The 16,952-nt window shown below is 73.1% G+C and carries 17 protein-coding genes; 6 read left to right on the top strand and 11 right to left on the bottom strand.

Annotated elements, in window-relative coordinates; translation table 11 throughout:
- Nucleotides 1-21 precede the first annotated feature (21 nt).
- Together KVF89_RS27365 and KVF89_RS27360 are read left to right on the top strand one after the other, a co-directional pair.
- On the top strand, nt 22-1,260 hold the full coding sequence (locus KVF89_RS27365; RefSeq protein WP_257430299.1) for an NAD(P)/FAD-dependent oxidoreductase: 1,239 nt from the start codon (nt 22-24) through the stop codon (nt 1,258-1,260).
- Complete coding sequence (locus KVF89_RS27360) at nt 1,257-1,724, top strand: nuclear transport factor 2 family protein (RefSeq protein WP_257430298.1); 468 nt, start codon at nt 1,257-1,259, stop codon at nt 1,722-1,724. Before KVF89_RS27365 ends, KVF89_RS27360 begins: the two co-directional genes overlap by 4 nt.
- A gap of 120 nt (nt 1,725-1,844) precedes the next feature.
- On the opposite strand, the gene KVF89_RS27355 is transcribed toward KVF89_RS27360, so the two are convergent.
- The 5 genes from KVF89_RS27355 to KVF89_RS27335 form a co-directional block, all read right to left on the bottom strand.
- Nucleotides 1,845-2,873 carry a type IV toxin-antitoxin system AbiEi family antitoxin domain-containing protein gene (locus tag KVF89_RS27355; protein ID WP_257430297.1) on the bottom strand — a complete coding sequence of 343 codons (1,029 nt, stop codon included), beginning with the start codon at nt 2,871-2,873 and terminating at the stop codon, nt 1,845-1,847.
- A 244-nt stretch (nt 2,874-3,117) separates the two neighbouring features.
- Complete coding sequence (locus KVF89_RS27350) at nt 3,118-4,191, bottom strand: LLM class flavin-dependent oxidoreductase (RefSeq protein WP_257430296.1); 1,074 nt, start codon at nt 4,189-4,191, stop codon at nt 3,118-3,120.
- Nucleotides 4,175-5,149, bottom strand: coding sequence for an NADP-dependent oxidoreductase (locus tag KVF89_RS27345; RefSeq protein ID WP_257430295.1), 975 nt, complete (start codon nt 5,147-5,149; stop codon nt 4,175-4,177). Before KVF89_RS27345 ends, KVF89_RS27350 begins: the two co-directional genes overlap by 17 nt.
- A 2-nt stretch (nt 5,150-5,151) precedes the next feature.
- A complete protein-coding gene (locus tag KVF89_RS27340) occupies nt 5,152-7,212 on the bottom strand; it encodes an acyl-CoA dehydrogenase family protein (protein WP_257430294.1) in 2,061 nt (686 codons plus the stop codon).
- Nucleotides 7,213-7,314: 102 nt separating this feature from the next.
- On the bottom strand, nt 7,315-8,088 hold the full coding sequence (locus KVF89_RS27335; RefSeq protein ID WP_257430293.1) for an SDR family oxidoreductase: 774 nt from the start codon (nt 8,086-8,088) through the stop codon (nt 7,315-7,317).
- A 71-nt stretch (nt 8,089-8,159) separates the two neighbouring features.
- Between KVF89_RS27335 and KVF89_RS27330 the strand changes: the two genes are divergently transcribed.
- The 4 genes from KVF89_RS27330 to KVF89_RS27315 all read left to right on the top strand — a co-directional run bounded on the left by KVF89_RS27330 (nt 8,160) and on the right by KVF89_RS27315 (nt 12,574).
- Nucleotides 8,160-10,037 carry a 2-oxoacid:acceptor oxidoreductase subunit alpha gene (locus KVF89_RS27330; RefSeq protein ID WP_257430292.1) on the top strand — a complete coding sequence of 626 codons (1,878 nt, stop codon included), beginning with the start codon at nt 8,160-8,162 and terminating at the stop codon, nt 10,035-10,037.
- A complete protein-coding gene (locus KVF89_RS27325) occupies nt 10,034-10,996 on the top strand; it encodes a 2-oxoacid:ferredoxin oxidoreductase subunit beta (RefSeq protein ID WP_257430291.1) in 963 nt (320 codons plus the stop codon). Before KVF89_RS27330 ends, KVF89_RS27325 begins: the two co-directional genes overlap by 4 nt.
- Nucleotides 10,997-11,079: 83 nt before the next feature.
- Entirely contained in the window at nt 11,080-11,502 is a 423-nt protein-coding gene (locus tag KVF89_RS27320; RefSeq protein ID WP_257430290.1) for a universal stress protein, read from the top strand.
- A 46-nt stretch (nt 11,503-11,548) separates the two neighbouring features.
- Complete coding sequence (locus tag KVF89_RS27315; RefSeq protein WP_257430289.1) at nt 11,549-12,574, top strand: TIGR03617 family F420-dependent LLM class oxidoreductase; 1,026 nt, start codon at nt 11,549-11,551, stop codon at nt 12,572-12,574.
- Here the strand turns inward: KVF89_RS27315 and KVF89_RS27310 are convergent.
- The 6 genes from KVF89_RS27310 to KVF89_RS27285 form a co-directional block, all read right to left on the bottom strand.
- Complete coding sequence (locus KVF89_RS27310) at nt 12,564-13,346, bottom strand: enoyl-CoA hydratase-related protein (RefSeq protein ID WP_257430288.1); 783 nt, start codon at nt 13,344-13,346, stop codon at nt 12,564-12,566. The two genes, KVF89_RS27315 and KVF89_RS27310, sit on opposite strands and share 11 nt — an antisense overlap.
- A gap of 155 nt (nt 13,347-13,501) precedes the next feature.
- On the bottom strand, nt 13,502-13,888 hold the full coding sequence (locus KVF89_RS27305) for a hypothetical protein (RefSeq protein WP_257430287.1): 387 nt from the start codon (nt 13,886-13,888) through the stop codon (nt 13,502-13,504).
- Nucleotides 13,885-14,463, bottom strand: coding sequence for a rhomboid family intramembrane serine protease (locus tag KVF89_RS27300; protein WP_257430286.1), 579 nt, complete (start codon nt 14,461-14,463; stop codon nt 13,885-13,887). The genes KVF89_RS27305 and KVF89_RS27300 overlap by 4 nt, the downstream gene beginning before the upstream one ends.
- 17 nt (nt 14,464-14,480) lie before the next feature.
- The gene (locus KVF89_RS27295; RefSeq protein WP_257430285.1) at nt 14,481-14,933 is read right to left on the bottom strand and encodes a class III extradiol ring-cleavage dioxygenase family protein; all 453 of its coding nucleotides are present in this window, start codon (nt 14,931-14,933) and stop codon (nt 14,481-14,483) included.
- 8 nt (nt 14,934-14,941) lie between these two features.
- Nucleotides 14,942-15,811 carry a dihydropteroate synthase gene (gene folP / locus KVF89_RS27290; RefSeq protein ID WP_257430284.1) on the bottom strand — a complete coding sequence of 290 codons (870 nt, stop codon included), beginning with the start codon at nt 15,809-15,811 and terminating at the stop codon, nt 14,942-14,944.
- Complete coding sequence (locus KVF89_RS27285) at nt 15,805-16,752, bottom strand: glucosyl-3-phosphoglycerate synthase (protein ID WP_257430283.1); 948 nt, start codon at nt 16,750-16,752, stop codon at nt 15,805-15,807. The genes folP and KVF89_RS27285 overlap by 7 nt, the downstream gene beginning before the upstream one ends.
- Between the last annotated feature and the right edge of the window lie 200 nt (nt 16,753-16,952).

The raw sequence follows: 16,952 nt of genomic DNA, 5'->3' as shown, positions 1-16,952 counted from the left end.
CCACAGATGAGGAGTCGATCCATGGAACCAGCCCGTGTCGTGATCGTCGGAGCCGGGCTCGCCGGACTCCGCACCGCGGAGCGCCTGCGCCGGGGAGGGTACGACGGCACCCTCGTCCTGGCCGGCGCCGAGCGGCACCTCCCCTACGACCGGCCACCGCTGTCCAAGGCGCTGCTGAGCGCGACCGACGACCCGGCGGCGCCGCCCGTGCTCCGCACCGCGGAGCGGCTCGCCGAGCTCGACCTCGACCTGCGGCTCGGCATCCGGGCCACCGCGCTCGACGCCGGCACCCGCACACTCACGCTCTCCGACGGCGCCACCCTGGCCGCCGACCACGTCGTCCTCGCGACCGGCCTGGTCGCCCGCACCGTCCCGGCCTGGGCCGGACTCGCCGGCGTCCACACACTGCGCACCTTCGACGACTGCCTCGCGATCCGGCGCGCCGCCGGCGGCGCCACGCACGCCACCGTCGTCGGCGCCGGCGTGCTCGGCAGCGAGATCGCCGCGGGCCTGCGCGGCCGCGGGCTCGCCGTCGACCTCGTCGACCCGCTCCCCCAGCCGCTGTGCCGCGTGGTCGGCGAGGAGGTCGGCGCCGTCGTCGCCGGCCTGCACCGCAGCCACGGCGTCGGCCTCCACCTCGGACGCGCGGTCGCCGAGCTCACGACCGCCGACGGCCACGTCCGCGGCGTGCGCCTCGACGACGGCAGCCACTGGGCCACCGACCTCGTCGTCGCCGCCGTCGGCGGCGCTCCCGACACCGGCTGGCTCGCCGGCTCGGGCCTCGCGCTCGACGACGGCGTGGCCGTCGACGCGCACGGCGCCGCCTCCCACCCCGGCATCTGGGCGGTGGGCGACCTCGCCTCGGTGGCCGACCCACGCGGCACCGGCCGGCTCCGGATCGAGCACTGGACCGCCGCCGGCGACCTCGCCGCCACCGTCGCCGGCAACGTCCTCGCCGCCCTGCGCGACGAGGACCCGAAGGCGCACACCGAGCTCCCCTACATGTGGAGCGACCAGTACGACACCAAGCTCCAGTGCCTCGGCCTGCCCCGCGCCGGCGACGAGGTCGTCCTGCTCACCGGCTCCCTCGACGACGGCGTCTTCCTCGCCGCGCACGTCGCGGACGGCCGGGTCCGCGCGGTCTCCGGCGCGGGGATCCCGGCGGGACTGATGCGCTGCCGGACGGCGGTCGCGGACGGCGTACCGCTCGCGGAGCTGGTCGCCCTGGCACCCTGGGACCGGAAGAAGGTGACCGCATGACCACGACGGATCTCGCCGCACTCGCCGCACTGGCCGACCGGGTGGCCCGGCTCGAGGAGGCCGAGCTCGCCCGCAACCTGCTGCACGCCTACGCGGAGGTGCTGGACGACCCGACGCCGGAGGCGGTGGCCGCCCTGTTCACCGACGACGGCGTGCTCAGCGTTCCCGCGGGGGACTTCACCGGCCACGCCGAGGTCGCGGGCTTCTACCGCGACCGGTTGGCCGGGGCGTCCGAGAAGCGGCACTTCATCATGAACGTGCGGACCCGGCCCCAGGGCCCCGGCCTGGTCGAGATCGCGTCGTACTTCGTGTTCACGGCGCGCGAGCCCGACGCGAGCGGCCTCGGCTGGGGCACCTACCTCGACCTCGTCGCGGTCTCCGACGGCGTCGCTCGGTTCCGGCACAAGACCATCACCCCGCACCTCGCCACCGACCTGACCGCCGGCTGGCCGGCGGCTCCCTGAGGGGCCGGCCCGCTGTAACTACCTGTTCGTGTCACTGGCGTACCGGTCTACGGGTCAGGTAGTGGCAACGACAGATAGTTACAACCCAGCGAGCCCGAGGACGTCTCAGCAGGCCCCCCGTCAGGCAGTCTTGCGATCCCCGTGGACCCGGCGAATCTCCTCAGCCTCCCGCAGCAATTCCGGGTTCGTCTCCCGACCATAGACGCGGTCGGCCTCGGCTTGCGCACGCCGCACTCGTTCAACCGTCGCCACCCGGCGCTCGTTCCAGTGATCCGCCCACACCACCGGTGAGACCACCAGACCTCGGTCCCGGATCGCGCGCTCGCGGAGTTTTGCCTCCCACGCCGCATTCTCGGCATCATCGGCCACCCCGCCGCGGTCGCGATGGCGCAGCTTGACCCGCCCGTCCGCCTCCACGGCGTGGTTGCCGACCACCATGTCGCACCACACGATCCCTCGATCGGTCCGGACCGGGAACTGGGTCTCCGGTCGTCGTCCGACCGCCTCAATGACGAGCTCGCGGGTGACGCTCTCCAACGCCGTCTCTGCTCCAGGATCAGCCAGTTCGATGCAGGTCGCGACATGGGTGCGCCCAGGCCAGTTCTCCATGATCGCGGCGGCCGCCTCGAGATCGGCGCGCCTCCCCCCGGTACGCAGCACGGCGTCGCACACGACCAGGCCACTGCGCACGCCGTGCGTACGCGCCATGTCGACGCCGGTACGCGCGTGGTTCAGCGCACGCAGCCCGTCCTTCTCGATGACCTGGGCGGCGCCGAAGCGCGCAAGGTGGCGCCCCACCCCGTCCCTGGTCCAGGCGTTGGTCCACCCTGGCCGCGTGATGTGGACGAGCGGATCCGTCAGGGCCAGAACCGGCAGCCCGAGAAGGTGGCACGCCGAGTCGTGACTGAGGACCCACCCACGCTGGATGTTCAAGGTGGCCGCGCGGGCAATGAGGAGCGGGCGAGCGACGTACTCGTCGAAGGCCTCCCAGATCGATCGCGTCGTGTACACACCGCGTCGCACCACGACCCACACCCGATCCCGCAGCAGGGCACGGACAGCACTCGGGCCAACACCGAGATCGAGCGCCTGCGCCCGGCTGATGACTCCGTGGTTGGCGGCGATGGCAGCTTCCACACGAGGATCCATGTGCCCGAGGGTGTGCGCGCCCTCGCCGGCGTTCAACACTCGCCCGTCAGGCCTGTGGGCAAGGTTGCCTACTACACCCCCTGTGGACAGCAAGTGGCCTGTCGAGGGGCCAGGGTGACGAGTCCGCAGTTTGTCGTTGCCGGCGCGATCCGCGAGCTGTAACTACCTGTCCTTGCCTCTGCCATACCGGTCTACGGATCAGATAGCAGCAAGAACAGGTAGTTACAGCTCCGCCCGCCCCAGGTCACCGGAACGCCGGCAGCACCTCGTTCTTGAACTTCTCCAGCGTGGCGAGCACCTGCTCCTGACCGAGCTCGTACCACTGCATCCGCAGCACGACATGGGTCAGCCCCTGAGCCTCGAGGTCCTTGAGCGCGGCCTCAGCCGAGGGCGGGTCGGTGAACAGGTACGACGCGTCGGCGACCTCCTCGGCGGCCTGGTCCGTCTGCAGGTGCTTGTAGGCCTCGCCCTGTTGCGGCGCGTTGTAGGCGGCGTACTTCTGGGTCAGGGCGCCGCGGGCGGCGACGCCGATCGCCCGGGCCCGGTCCCGGTCGTCGTCGAGCACGAGCTCGCGGCGCACCACCAGCTCGGAGGTCTGCTTGCCCAGCCGCTCGCGCTCGGCGCGGTAGTGACCGAGGACGACGGCCAGCCGCTCGGGCGTGACGTGGGGCGGCACGATCCACGCGTCGCCGAGCCGGGCCGCGCGCTCGGCGCCCTTCTTGTGGGGGCCCGCACCGATCCAGACCTGCGGACCGCCGGGCTGGACGGGGGTCAGGCTGATCTTCTCGTCCACCACCTGGAAGTGCTCGCCCTCGAAGGTCACCTGCTCGCCGCTCCAGAGCTGGCGGATGAGCCGCACGCTCTCGTCGTACCGGCCGACCCGGTCGTCCATCGGGATGCCGAAGGCGGCGAACTCGTTCTCGCGGTAGCCCATGCCGAAGCCGGCCACCGCACGACCGCCGGTGAGGTGGTCGAGCGTGGCGAACTCCTCGGCGACCTCGACCGGGTGGCGCAGCGGGAGGATGAACATGTTGGTACCGAGCGTCATCTCGCCGGCGTCCTGCGCGAGCGCCGACAGCAGCGGCACCGGCTGGAGGGTGGGCATGCTGCCCAGGTAGTGCTGCAGCACCCAGATCGAGGAGATGCCGGCATCCGCGGCGGCGCGCACCTGCTCACGCAGCATCGACACCCGCGACGCGGGCACGACCCCCGGCGGGAAGTCGTTCATGATGGCGAGACCGAACTTCAACGGCATGGTGTCCTCCAGTGAGAGATCGTCGAACGACGCAGAGTGCTCGTCGTCATGGGATTGCGGCATCGACGGTGATGCCGATCTTGCCGCGGATCCCGCGGCTGGCCAGCGCGCGGTGCGCCTCGACGATCTCGTCGAGCGCGAACCGCGCGGAGAGGTGGACGTGGAGCGCACCTTCTGCGCACCACCGGGCGAGTGTCTCCAGACCGTCGCGGTCGGGACGGACGGCGACGCGCTCCGCGCGCACCCCCGCCCGGGACGCGAGCTCATCGAGCCCGGCGTCGGCTCCGCCCGGCACGCAGACGACCACGCCGCCCCGCACGGTCGTCGCGACCGAGCCCGCCAGCTGGGCCCCACCGACGAGGTCGACGACCGCATCGACCTGCGGCAGGGGACCCTCGTCGGCGCGGTCCCGGAACTCGTCGGCCCCGAGGCCTCGGACGAAGTCTCCCTTCTCGGCGCCGTCGACCGCGACGACCTCCGCACCGAGGATCTTCGCGATCTGTACGGCGAGATGGCCGACGCCGCCCGCCGCGCCGCGAATGAGCAGTCGTCGTCCGGGGCGCGCCCCGGCGAGGTCACGCACAGCCGAGAGCGCGGTCAGACCGGCCAGCGGCAGCGCCCCCGCTGTCGCGACGTCGACCGCGTCCGGCAGGACGGCCAGGTGCTCCACCGGAGCCACGACGTGGACGGCGTAGGAGGCCGCCTGCTGCGGAAAGAAGGGCATCCCGAACACCCGCTGTCCCACAGCGAGCGAGTGCACGTCCTCGCCCACCGCCTCGACGACTCCGGCGACGTCCCATCCCACGGAGATCGGGAACGAGCCCAGTGACGCCGCCGCTCCCCTCCCCTCGCGCGTCTTCACGTCGATGGGGTTGACCGACGTGGCCGCCATCCGCACCAGCACCTCGCCTGCGCGCGGTCGAGGGACCTCCACCACCGCCTGCTCGAGGACCTCCGGTCCGCCATACGCGTACTGCACCACGCGCACCGAAGGCACCGGACTCGTGAGCTTGGTCCGCACCCTCACTCCCGGGGCAGGCCGAGGCCACGGGCGATGATCCCCCGCTGGATGTCGTTGGTGCCGCCGCCGATGACGTACATCGGCGCGACCCGGATGGCGGCGTCGTACCGGCCGGCGAGCGCGGCCTCGGGACCGAGGACGTCGAGGCAGGTGCGGCCGAGCTCCTCGGCGAGGTCGCCGCTGAGGACGGCGGCCATCGGGCCCGCGATGCGGGCGTCGCCGCCGCCACTGCCGCCGCCGTCCATCGACCGCGTCGCCCGCAGCACGAGCGCCCGGGCGGCCTGGAGCCGCGCGGCGACCCAGGCGATCCGGTCCCGGTCGAGGGCGTCGACCGTGCCGCCGTCCGCGACCCGGGCCCGCAGCAACGCGAGCGTCTCGTCGAAGTGCCGGCGCAGCGTCGCGGCCACGCCGCCCATCACCACCCGCTCGGCGGTGAGCGCGTCGGTGACGACCTTCCAGCCGCCGTGCACCTCGCCGACCCGGGCGCTGTCGGGCACCCGCACGCCGTCGTAGAACACGGTGCAGGAGATCTCGCCGGACAGCGCGACGTGCTGCTGGACGGTGATCCCCGGCGTGTCCATCGGGACGAGGAAGATGGTGATCCCCGCGTGCCGGGGCGTGGCGTCGGGGTCGGTGCGGACCGCGAGCCACACGTGCGAGGCGGTCTGCCCGCGCGTGGTCCACAGCTTCTGCCCGTCGATCACCCACCCGTCGCCGTCGCGGACCGCGCGGGTGCGCAGCGAGGCGAGGTCGGAACCGGCCTCCGGCTCGGAGTAGCCGAGGCAGAACGCCAGCTGCCCGGCGTGCAGGAGCGGCAGGAACTGCGCCTTCTGCTCCGGCGTGCCGTGGCGCAGCAGCGAGTGGCCGATCAGCATCGTGGCGCTCATCGCGCGGTCGACCGGGCCGCCGGCGTACTTCATCTCCTCGTGGAGCACGACCTGCTCCTCGACAGCGGCCGCGCGACCGCCGTGCTCCGGGGGCCAGTTGAGGGCGAGCAGCGCCTGGTCGTCCATCTCCTGGCGCAGCGCCTCGACGTCGTACCCGTCGCCGGTCCGGTGCCGGGCGAGCAGCGCGCGGACCTCGTCGCGGAACGCCTCGGCGCGCGTCCCCAGGTGGAAGTGCGGGAGCGCCTCGCCGGCGAGCAGCCGGGCGGCCACGCCGTCATCGCGACGGTCGTCGAGACCGCCGCCGAGATGGGTGAGGTCGGTGTGGACCCGGCGGAAGAGCCAGGCGGCGTCGTGCTCCTCGAAGAAGCCGACCGCGCCGAGCGTGTGCTGGGCGCCGGCGAGCACCCGCTGCGCGGCGGTCCGCGCGTGCCGGGCGGCCAGGGCCGCGGCGAGCGGGGCGTCGTCGCGTCCGGCGAGCAGCGCGCCGACGGCCTCGTCGACCAGCGCCTCGCTCGCGGACAGGTCGATCTGGCCGGCGGCCACCCGCTGTTGGACGGCGCCGAACGCGCCGATCACCCGGCCGAACTGGCGGCGCACCTTCGCGTGCTCGACGGCGAGCTCGTGCGCCCGGCCCGCGGCGGCGACGGCGCGGGCGGCGACGCACAGGCGCAGTACGGCGACCGCCTCGGCCACGGCCGCGGGCTCTACCGTGCGCTCGGCCACGACGGCCCCCGGCGCCAGCCGGCGCCAGGCCGGGCGGGCCAGCCCCTCGAGCGGCTCGGCGACGTCGATCTCCCGCAGGGAGACCGCGCCGGTGTGGGTGTCGACGACGAGCACGTGGGAGGACGTGCCGGCGTCGTCGACGATCAGGGGGCCGGTGTCCAGGACGACGGCCGGACGGATCTCACCGGCGCCGATGGCGCCGGCCCGGTCGGGCAGGAGCCGGCTGGCGACGTACGCGTCGGCGAGGGGCAGCGGGCACGCGCGACGCCCGAGCGTGCGCACGGCGGCGACGAGGTAGTCCGCGGCACCCTCCGGTCCGAGCTGGAACCACCCCTGCTGGACGGCGGCCTCGGCGACCTTGGCGACGTCGGCCGTCGCGACGTCGACAGCGGCGGGCCAGAGCCCGTCGAGCACACCCGCCACGGCGTCCCGGAAGTCCTCCACCTCGGCCATGCCGCCCGGTCTCCTCACTCTCACCTTGCCACACCCGCGCTATCTATGAATACCATAGTCATGGTCGGGATCACAGAGCCGGCTTCACGCCGTAGCCGCAGATCAGCCGTAGTAGCTGCGCCCCCTGGCGGCCGGGACGTCGTCCCCGCCGTCGACGACGAGACAGGCGCCGTTGACCCGGGCCGCAGTGGCCAGGAAGAGCGCGGCCGCCGCGACGTCGTCCGCCGTCGTCGGGATGCCGCTCGACGAGGCCTCCGCCAGCCGCCGGTACGGCGTCGCGAGGTCGTCGGCGTCGCCCATCAGGCCGGCCGACAGCGAGCTCACCGTGCCGCCCGGTGCGACCGCGTTGATCCGCAGCCCGTACGGCGCGACCTCGACCGCGACCGACTCGACGAGCCCCTTCACCCCCTGCTTCGCGGCGGTGTAGACGTGCGGGCCCAGCCCGCCCCGGACGCTGGCGACGCTCGCCGTGCACACGATCGAGCCGTGCGCCTGCGGACGCATCACGCGGACCCCGTGCTTGACGGTGAGGAAGACGCTCGTCAGCAGGAGGTCCATGGTCCGCCGGAAGTCGGCCAGGCCGGTCTCCTCGATCCGGCCGGTCACGCCGACCACGCCGGCGTTGGCGAAGACGGCGTCGACCGGACCGAGGGCCGCGGTCGCGTCGACCGCGGCGGCGACCTGCCGCTCGTCGGTCACGTCGCAGGGCACGAACCGGGCGCCTCCGCGGAGACGTCCGACGAGCGCCCGTCCCGCGCGCTCGTCGATGTCGGCGACGACGACCTGCCCGCCCTGGGCGACGATCCGCTCGACGAGGGCGGCGCCGATCCCGCGCGCCCCTCCCGTGACCAGGGCGACCGACGGACTCTGCGACATGGGACTCCTACTCGATTGACACCCCTTCGAGCCGACATTACATTGGAATCATTATCAGAGATAGGAGTACCGTGTCCTCGACCGTGACCGAGCTCGACCGCGTGGTCATCCGCTTCGCCGGCGACTCCGGCGACGGGATGCAGCTGACCGGAGACCGCTTCACCCAGGAGGCGGCCGTCTTCGGCAACGACCTCTCCACCCTGCCGAACTTCCCCGCCGAGATCCGCGCGCCGCAGGGGACCATCCCCGGCGTCAGCAGCTTCCAGCTGCACTTCGCCAACTACGACATCCTCACGCCGGGCGACCGGCCCGACGTGCTCGTGGCGATGAACCCGGCCGCGCTGAAGGCCAACCTGACCGACCTCCGGCGCGGGGCGACGATCATCGTGGACACGCACGACTTCACCGCGCGCAACCTCGCCAAGGTCGGGTACGACGTCAACCCCCTCGAGGACGACACGCTGGCCGAGTTCGCGGTGCATGCCCTCGACCTCACCGGCATGACGGTCGAGGCGGTCAAGGAGTTCGGGCTCTCCCGCAAGGACGCGGCGCGCTCCAAGAACATGTTCGCCCTCGGCCTGGTCTCCTGGCTCTACGGGCGCGACGTCGACGGGAGCGAGGCCCACCTGGCGGCCAAGTTCGCGACCAAGCCGGCCATCCGCGACGCCAACATCGCCGCGCTGCGGGCGGGCTGGAGCTTCGGCGAGACCACCGAGACGTTCGCGGTGTCGTACGTCGTGAAGCCGGCGCCGGTCCGCGCCGGCCGCTATCGCAACATCACGGGCAACACCGCGCTCTCGTACGGACTCGTCGCCGCCGGCCGGCTGAGCGGGCTGCCGGTGCTGATGGGCGCCTACCCGATCACCCCGGCCTCCGACATCCTCCACGAGCTGAGCAAGCACAAGAGCTTCGGCGTCACGACCTTCCAGGCCGAGGACGAGATCGCCGCGATCGGCGCCGCCGTCGGCGCGTCCTTCGCCGGCGCACTCGGCGTGACCGCGACCTCGGGTCCCGGCGTGGCCCTGAAGTCCGAGGCGATGGGACTGGCCGTGATGACCGAGCTCCCGCTGGTCGTCATCGACGTCCAGCGCGGTGGACCGTCGACGGGGCTGCCGACCAAGACCGAGCAGTCCGACCTGTTGCAGGCCATGTACGGCCGCAACGGCGAGGCGCCGATGCCCGTGATCGCGGCGCAGTCCCCCTCGGACTGCTTCGACGCGGCGCTCGAGGCGGCGCGGATCGCGGTCACCCACCGCACCCCCGTGATGCTCCTGTCCGACGGCTACCTGGCCAACGGGTCGGAGCCGTGGGCGATCCCCGACGTCGCCACCCTGCCCCGGATCGATCCGGACTTCGCCACCGGCCCCAACCACGACAGGGGCGACGGTGAGCGGGACTTCTGGCCCTACCTGCGTGACGAGGACACCCTCGCCCGCCCCTGGGCGATCCCAGGCACCCCGGGCCTGGAGCACCGCATCGGCGGCCTCGAGAAGGGCGAGGGTCACGGCAACATCTCCTACGACCCGGCCAACCACGACCGCATGGTCCGCATCCGCGCCGAGAAGGTCCGGCGCATCGCCGACTCCCTCCCGCCGCTGGAGGTCGACGACCCCTCCGGCGAGGCCGGGGTCCTGGTCATCGGCTGGGGCTCGACCTACGGCCCGATCGGCGCCGCCTGCCGCCGGGTCCGGGCCGCGGGACATGCGATCGCCCAGGTGCACCTGCGCCACGTGAACCCGCTCCCCCACGACCTCGGCGAGATCCTGCGCCGCTACGACCGCGTCGTGTGCCCGGAGATGAATCTCGGCCAGCTCTCCCGCCTGCTGCGCGCGGAGTACCTCATCGACGTCCGGCCGATCACCACGGTGCGCGGACTGCCCTTCGGGGCCGAGGCGCTGGCCGCCGACCTGCTCGCCCACGTCACCACCACCGCGGAGGCCACCGCATGACCGCCATCGACCTGCCGGCACCGACGCTGACGGCGAAGGACTTCTCCAGCGACCAGGAGGTCCGCTGGTGCCCCGGCTGCGGCGACTACGCCGTCCTCAAAGCCGTCCAGTCCTTCCTCCCCGACCTCGGCCTACGCCGCGAGAACATCGTCTTCGTCTCCGGCATCGGCTGCAGCTCCCGCTTCCCCTACTACCTCGACACCTACGGCATGCACTCCATCCACGGCCGAGCACCCTCCATCGCCACCGGCATCGCCACCGCCCGCGAAGACCTCTCCGTCTGGGTCGTCACCGGCGACGGCGACGCCCTCTCCATCGGCGGCAACCACCTCATCCACGCCCTACGCCGCAACGTCAACATGACCATCCTGCTCTTCAACAACCGCATCTACGGCCTCACCAAGGGCCAGTACTCCCCCACCAGCGAGACCGGCAAGGTCACCAAGTCCACCCCCCTGGGCTCCATCGACCACCCCTTCAACCCCGTCTCCCTCGCCCTCGGCGCCGAAGCCACCTTCGTGGCCCGCACCATCGACTCCGACCGCAAACACCTCACCGCCGTCCTCGCCGCCGCCGCCGCCCACCGCGGCACGTCCTTCGTGGAGATCTACCAGAACTGCCCGATCTTCAACGACGGCGCCTTCGAGGCGCTCAAGGGACCGGCCGCCGCCGACCACCTGCTGCGCCTCGAGCCCGGACTCGAGGTCACCGCCGCCGGGCGCACCTGGGCCCACGACCCGGGCGAGATCGACCCGTCGCGCCAGTTCGCCCTCTCGCGGCTCGACGCCGACCCCGACTCCCCCGTGCCGGTCGGCATCTTCCGCCAGGTCCAGCGACCCACCTACGACGACCAGGCCCGCGCCCAGGTCGCCGAGGCGATCGCGACCCGCGGCCGCGGTGAGCTGCAGGACCTCCTCGACAGCGGGGACACCTGGACCGTTCCCAGCGACGGCGTCTGACCCGGGCAGGTTGCGCGATTCATAATCATCAATAGGATGGTTGGCGTCTCCGGGACATCCCGGACCAGCGGAAGGTGACGAGGATGGCAGACCTGATCGTCGTGGGCGTCGACGGCAACGAACGTGCCGAGCGCGCGGCCATGACCGCCGCGCGGCTGGCCGCCGCCTACGGCGCGGCGCTCCATGTCGTGTGCGCCTACGTCCGCGACCAGGCGGCCGAGGTCGAGACCGGCGACGCCCGCCTGTCCGTCTCGATCGCCGAGGAGAGCGCCGACATCGCCGCCCGCACGGCGGCCCGGCTCGACGCCGGCTCCGGCCGGGTCACCAGCGCCGCGGTCCAGGGCCGGCCCGCCGACGTGCTCCTGGCCGAGGCCGAGCGGCTCGGCGCCAGCCTGATCGTCGTCGGCAACCGGCGGATGCAGGGCATCGCCCGCGTCCTCGGCAGCGTGCCCGCCGCGGTGGCCCATCACGCGCCGTGCGACGTCTACATCGTCAACACCAACTGACCCGGACCGCTGACGGGCGGGCCCGGGTCGCGGTTGGATGGGGCCCGTGCTCCTCGACCTGCAGCTGGACGCCCGCGCCGACCGGTCCCTGATCCGGGCCCGCGAGCTGGCCGGGGCCGGCGCTGCCGGCCTGTTCACCTTCGAAGGCCCGCACGACGTGTTCCTGCCCCTCGCGGCGGTGGCCGGGCGGGTCGATGCCGACCTGATGACCAATGTCGCGATCGCGATGCCCCGCTCACCGATGCACCTGGCACACACGGCGTGGGACCTCCAGCTCATGTCCGGCGGCCGGTTCCGGCTCGGCCTGGGCTCGCAGATCCGGCCCCACATCGAGAAGAGGTACGGCGCCCGGTGGTCGCCGCCCGCGGCCCGGATGCGCGAGATCGTGCTGGCGGTCTCGGCGATCCTGCGGTCGTGGCAGGACGGCACCCGGCTGGAGTTCCGGGGCGAGCACACCACCCACACACTGATGCCGCCGACCTTCGTGCCCGGGCCGAACCCGTTCGGGCTCCCGCCGATCCTGCTCGGCGCCCTCGGCCCGCTGATGACCCGGACCGCGGCCGAGGTGGCCGACGGGCTGCTCGTGATGCCGTTCCACAGCCACCGGCACTTCCACGAGCGCACGCTCCCGGCCGTCGCCGAGGGCCTCGCCCGCGCCGGGCGCCCAGCAGCGGACTTCGCCGTCCACCCTCAGGCCATCGTCGCGATGGGCCGCACCGACGCCGAGGTGAGCGGCGCACGGGCCGGCGTACGCGCGCTGCTCGCGTTCTACGGCTCGACGCCGTCGTACCTTCCCGTGCTCGAGGTCGAGGGCTGGGCGGACCTGCAGCTCGAGCTCAACCGGCTCTCGAAGACCGGCGACATTGCCGCCATGGTCGCCCTCGTCGACGACACGATGCTCGACACGATCGCGGTCGCGGGCACGCCCGAGCAGTGCGCGGCCGAGATCCACCGCCGCTTCGGCGGTGTCCCGGGCGTCGACCGGGTCTGCTGCTACTTCCCCGGCTACGACCCGCCGGCGGACCAGGTCGCGGCGCTCGCCGCGGCGCTGGGCACGAGCGTCACCGCGTGAAGGTGGGCTTCTCCTTCGCGAGGAACGCGCGGACGCCCTCGGCGAAGTCCGGTCCGCCGTAGACCTCCCGCAGCAGCGCCTCCTCGCCCTCGATCGAGGCCTCGGCCGGGCGCGCCCGGGTCAGCAGCTGGTGCTTGGTGGTCTCGATCGTCACCCGCGAGGCCTGGGCGATCCCCTCCGCGAGCGAGGTGACCTCGGCGTCCAGCGCCGTGGCGTCCGGTACGACGGCCGCGAGCGCCCCGACGGCGTACCCCCGGTCCGCGGTGACCAGGCGCGAGGCCAGCAGCATCTCGCGGGTCAGCGACTCGCCGAAGATCGCCTGGCAGCGGTAGAGGACCGTGCCGGAGAGGGCGTTGCCGAGGGTGCGGGCGATCGGGTAGCCGAACCGGGAGGACTCGGTCGCCACGCGCAGGTCGCAGTGGGTCGCGACGGCGAGGCCGCCGCCGACGCAGACGCCGTCGACGGCGGCGATGGTGACCTGCGGGAGCGCCCAGAGCCGGTCGAACATCTCCCGGATCCAGTTCTCGTAGTCGACGGCGTCGGCCTCGAGGAAGTCGCTGATCTCGTTGCCGGCGGCGAACGCCTTGCCGCCCGCGCCGCGCAGCACGACGACCCGCACCGAGCGGTCCTCCGCGGTCCGGTCCCACAGGGCGCGCAGGTGGGTGTACATGTCCGTGGTGAAGGCGTTGCGACGCTCCGGTCGGTTGAAGGTCACCTCGAGGACGCCCGGGCCGAGCCGGTCGCGTTCGATCAGCAGGTCGTCAGCACTCACGTCCGAGAGGGTAGGAGATTCCGCGGTCAGGTGATGCCGACGCGAGCGTCGTGAGACACGGGTGATGGCAAGGCGGCGGAGCGAAGACGTGCTGGGCCGCCCCTCGAGCGACGCCAACGCCGCCGGCGCCCGTGCATCGCGGCGCGCAGCAGGCGTCACCTGGCCGCGGGATCTCCCAGGGCGCGCAGCAGCAGGTCCCGCGCCCGCGTCCGACTGGTGAGGAGTCCCAGCCCGACGCCGATCGTGTTGGCGAGGGCGTCGCGGCCGTCCATCATCCGGTCGTCGGTGAGCGCGCCCTGCGCGAGCTCCAGGCCCGCGCCCAGCGCCACCACGACCAGCGCGGCGAGCAGCAGCGCGCGACCAGGACGGAAGACCTGGACGGCCACCGCGGCGAGACTCGCGTACACCAGGAGGTGCTGCCACTTGTCGCCCTGCGGCACGTCGGGCGACGGTGGCGGCGGCGCCAGGGACAGCGCGACCACGACCAGGAGCAGGCCGACCCAGGCCCCGGCCCACAGCCAGGGCCAGCGCAGCGGCTTCACACCGTCGCCGCTCGGCGCCGCTCGCTCACGGCGAGGGCCGCGACGACGCCGGCCACCGCCCCGAACAGGTGTCCCTGCCAGGAGACACCGGCCTGGCCGGGCAGCACGCCCCAGAGCACGCCGCCGTAGATCACCAGGACGCCCAGGCCGATGGCGATCTCGCCCGGCTTGCGGTCGACGAAGCCCTGGACCACGAGATAGGTGAGCCAGCCGAAGATCAGCCCGGACGCGCCGAGGTGCACCGAGTTGCCACCCGCGACCAGCCAGACCGCGAGACCGCCGAGGAGCCAGATGATCGCGGTCGCGGCCAGGCCGCGGCCGATGCCGGTCGCGAGCGTGAGGAAGCCGAGGACCAGCGCCGGCACCGTGTTGGCGCCCAGGTGCCCCCAGCCGCCGTGCAGCAGCGGCGCGGCGAGGATGCCGAGCAGGCCCTCGCCCGACCGCGGCCGGATCCCCCAGCCGTCGAGCCGGTGGGAGGCGGCGACGTCGACGAGCTCGATCCCCCACAGCAGCACGACGAAGCCGGCGGCGCCGATCGCGGCGACCTGCCAGCCCGGGCGGTTCCGTACGTCCATGCGGACAGTGTGGCGGGTCAGGCCCAGAGCGCGACCCAGTACTGCACGCCGAACGGCGCGTCGTCGTACAGCACCGTGGCCTCGGCCAACGGAGGCAACCCACCGAGGCACCCGGTGTCGGCCCACAGCTCGGCCGCCAGGTCGGCGTCGATGCCCGCGAAGGTACGCCGCAGCGCGGCGTCGAACTCCTCGGCGCGCGGGTCGAAGTGGCCGGGCGCCTTCTCGGTGCGCTTCGCGGAGCCGTTGCCGACGACGAGGACACCGGTCTCGCCCGTCCCGGCGTCATCGACGACCGCGGCTCCGACGGCCTCGACCAGCGCGGCGGCGACGCGCGCCGCCGACGGCCCCGAGGCGCGCACCCGCACCCGCGGGCCGAGCCCGGCGACGACCTCGAGGCACGCGGCCCGCAGCTCGGCCACCGGGTCGTCCAGCGAGGCGTACGACGGCAGCAGGGCCGGGACTCCCGGCACCAGGGCGATCACTGAAGGCCCCGGATCGCGCGCAGCGGCGGGCGGCGCCCGGCGATCGACCACACCATGTCGACGGTCTGCCGGGTCTCGACGACCTGGTGCACCCGGTAGATCCGGGCGCCGGCGAGGGCGCAGACCGAGGTGGCAGCCAGCGTGCCGAGCAGCCGCTCGCCGACGTCGAGGCCGAGCGTCTCGCCCACGAAGTCCTTGTTGGACAGCGACACCAGCACCGGCCAGCCGGTCGCGACCATCTCCCCCAGCCGGTGGGTCACCTCGAGCGAGTGGAAGGTGTTCTTGCCGAAGTCGTGGGCCGGGTCGATCACGATCGACTCCCGCGCGACGCCCGCTGCCAGCGCGCGCTCGGCGTAGGCGACGGTGTCGGCGATCGCGGCGGCGACCACCCCGCCCGGCCCGTCGTACTCGATCCGGTAGGGGCGGGTCCGCGGTGTCACGCCGCCGGTGTGGGTGCAGATGATCGCGGCGTCGTACTCCGCGGCGACGTCGACCAGCTCCGGGTCCGCGCCACCCCAGGCGTCGTTGAGGACGTCGGCACCGGCCGCGCACACGGCGGCGCCGACCTCGGCCCGCCAGGTGTCGACCGAGATCACGAGATCGGGGTACGTCGCACGCACCCGCGCGACGAAGTCGACGACCCGTGCCTTCTCCTCGACCGCCGAGATCTCGACGCCGGGCGCCGCCTTGATCCCGCCGATGTCGACGATCTCCGCGCCCTGGGCGACCACCTCGGCCACCCGGTCGAACGCGGCGTCCTCGGCCCACGTGGCGCCCTTGTCGAAGAAGGAGTCCGGCGTCCGGTTGACGATCGCCATCATCAGCGCCTCGTCGTCACCGAACGCGTGCCGTCCGAGTCTCAGCACAGGTACGCCTCCGCCGCGGGTCGCTCGAGGGTCGGTACGACGCGCTCCACCGGCTCGAGTCCGCGCAGGTACTGCCGCAGCACCGCCTGGGTCGCCACGCAACGACCGGAATCGTCGCCGTCCGGGCTCTCCGGGGACGCATCCGGTAGGTGAGCCGCGGCACCCGCCCGGGTCAGGGCCGCCGCGAGGATCTGGGTCGCCATGCCGCCGAGGTCGCGCAGCGCCTGGTGCCGGTGGGCGCGGACGCCGAGGTCGACCTGGGCGATCGCGGACGGGCCGGCGGCGCGGACGGTGTCGACGAGCGCGGCCAGCTCGACGGCGTACCCGGTCGGGACGGGGAGCCCGGCGAACCAGTCCCGCCGCACCGCCCACTCCCCCGCGAGCGGCTGCACGAGCTCGCCCAGCTCCGGGAAGAGCAGCGCGATCAGCGGCCGCGCGACGAGCTCGGTGACCCGGCCGCCCTCGAGCGGGCCGTCGGCGCCGGGGCGGTCGTAGAAGCCCTTGACCAGCTGGACCTCCGGGTGGTGCAGGAGGGGGCCCAGCAGGCCGGGCACGAAGTGGGTGTCCCAGTCGTGGAGGTCGGCATCCATGAACACGACCAGGTCACCGCTCGTGACGAACAGCGACTTCCACATCGCCTCGCCCTTGCCCGGATGGGTGCCGAGGTCGGGACGGATCTCGGCGGAGCGGTGCACCCGGGCGCCGGCCGACTCGGCGACGGCGTAGGTGTCGTCGACGGAGTCGCTGTCGATCACCACGATCTCGTCGACGAGCGACACGGTCTCCATCAGGGCCTCACGCACCCGTGCCACGACCGCGCCGACGGTGGCCGCCTCGTTGCGGGCGGGGACCACGAGGCTGACCCGGTGGCCGGTCGCCGCCTTCTGCCCCAGCAGCCCCTCGAGGGCCCAGTCGTCCCAGTGGCCCGCCCGGATCCCCATGCCGTTCAACCTACCTCTCGCATCGACCCCGCCGTTCGCCTCCCCAACCAGGTACACGGTGTTACCGTCAAGGGGTCTCGGGAATTGTGGGTGCTCCCTCCCCTCTGGAGTTGGTCATGTCGTTTCGCCGTTTCCGACGCAAGGTGCGATGCGTGCTCAAACACGGGCCGCGCGGATGTCCGCACATCGAACGCCACACC

Origin of the sequence: Nocardioides carbamazepini, assembly GCF_024614185.1 — a bacterium.
In the GTDB taxonomy this organism is placed as follows: Bacteria; Actinomycetota; Actinomycetes; order Propionibacteriales; family Nocardioidaceae; genus Nocardioides; species Nocardioides carbamazepini.
Note: the sequence above shows the minus strand (reverse complement) of the source record. Positions and strands in the feature narration are given on the sequence as shown.

What these genes read in the sequence shown, in the direction of transcription:
- KVF89_RS27365 (WP_257430299.1), top strand. Translation starts at nt 22, where the DNA reads ATGGAACCAGCCCGTGTCGTGATCGTCGGAGCCGGGCTCGCCGGACTC.
- KVF89_RS27360 (WP_257430298.1), top strand. Translation starts at nt 1,257, where the DNA reads ATGACCACGACGGATCTCGCCGCACTCGCCGCACTGGCCGACCGGGTG.
- KVF89_RS27355 (WP_257430297.1), bottom strand. Translation starts at nt 2,873, where the DNA reads ATGGATCCTCGTGTGGAAGCTGCCATCGCCGCCAACCACGGAGTCATC.
- KVF89_RS27350 (WP_257430296.1), bottom strand. Translation starts at nt 4,191, where the DNA reads ATGCCGCAATCCCATGACGACGAGCACTCTGCGTCGTTCGACGATCTC.
- KVF89_RS27340 (WP_257430294.1), bottom strand. Translation starts at nt 7,212, where the DNA reads ATGGCCGAGGTGGAGGACTTCCGGGACGCCGTGGCGGGTGTGCTCGAC.
- KVF89_RS27335 (WP_257430293.1), bottom strand. Translation starts at nt 8,088, where the DNA reads ATGTCGCAGAGTCCGTCGGTCGCCCTGGTCACGGGAGGGGCGCGCGGG.
- KVF89_RS27325 (WP_257430291.1), top strand. Translation starts at nt 10,034, where the DNA reads ATGACCGCCATCGACCTGCCGGCACCGACGCTGACGGCGAAGGACTTC.
- KVF89_RS27320 (WP_257430290.1), top strand. Translation starts at nt 11,080, where the DNA reads ATGGCAGACCTGATCGTCGTGGGCGTCGACGGCAACGAACGTGCCGAG.
- KVF89_RS27300 (WP_257430286.1), bottom strand. Translation starts at nt 14,463, where the DNA reads ATGGACGTACGGAACCGCCCGGGCTGGCAGGTCGCCGCGATCGGCGCC.
- KVF89_RS27285 (WP_257430283.1), bottom strand. Translation starts at nt 16,752, where the DNA reads ATGGGGATCCGGGCGGGCCACTGGGACGACTGGGCCCTCGAGGGGCTG.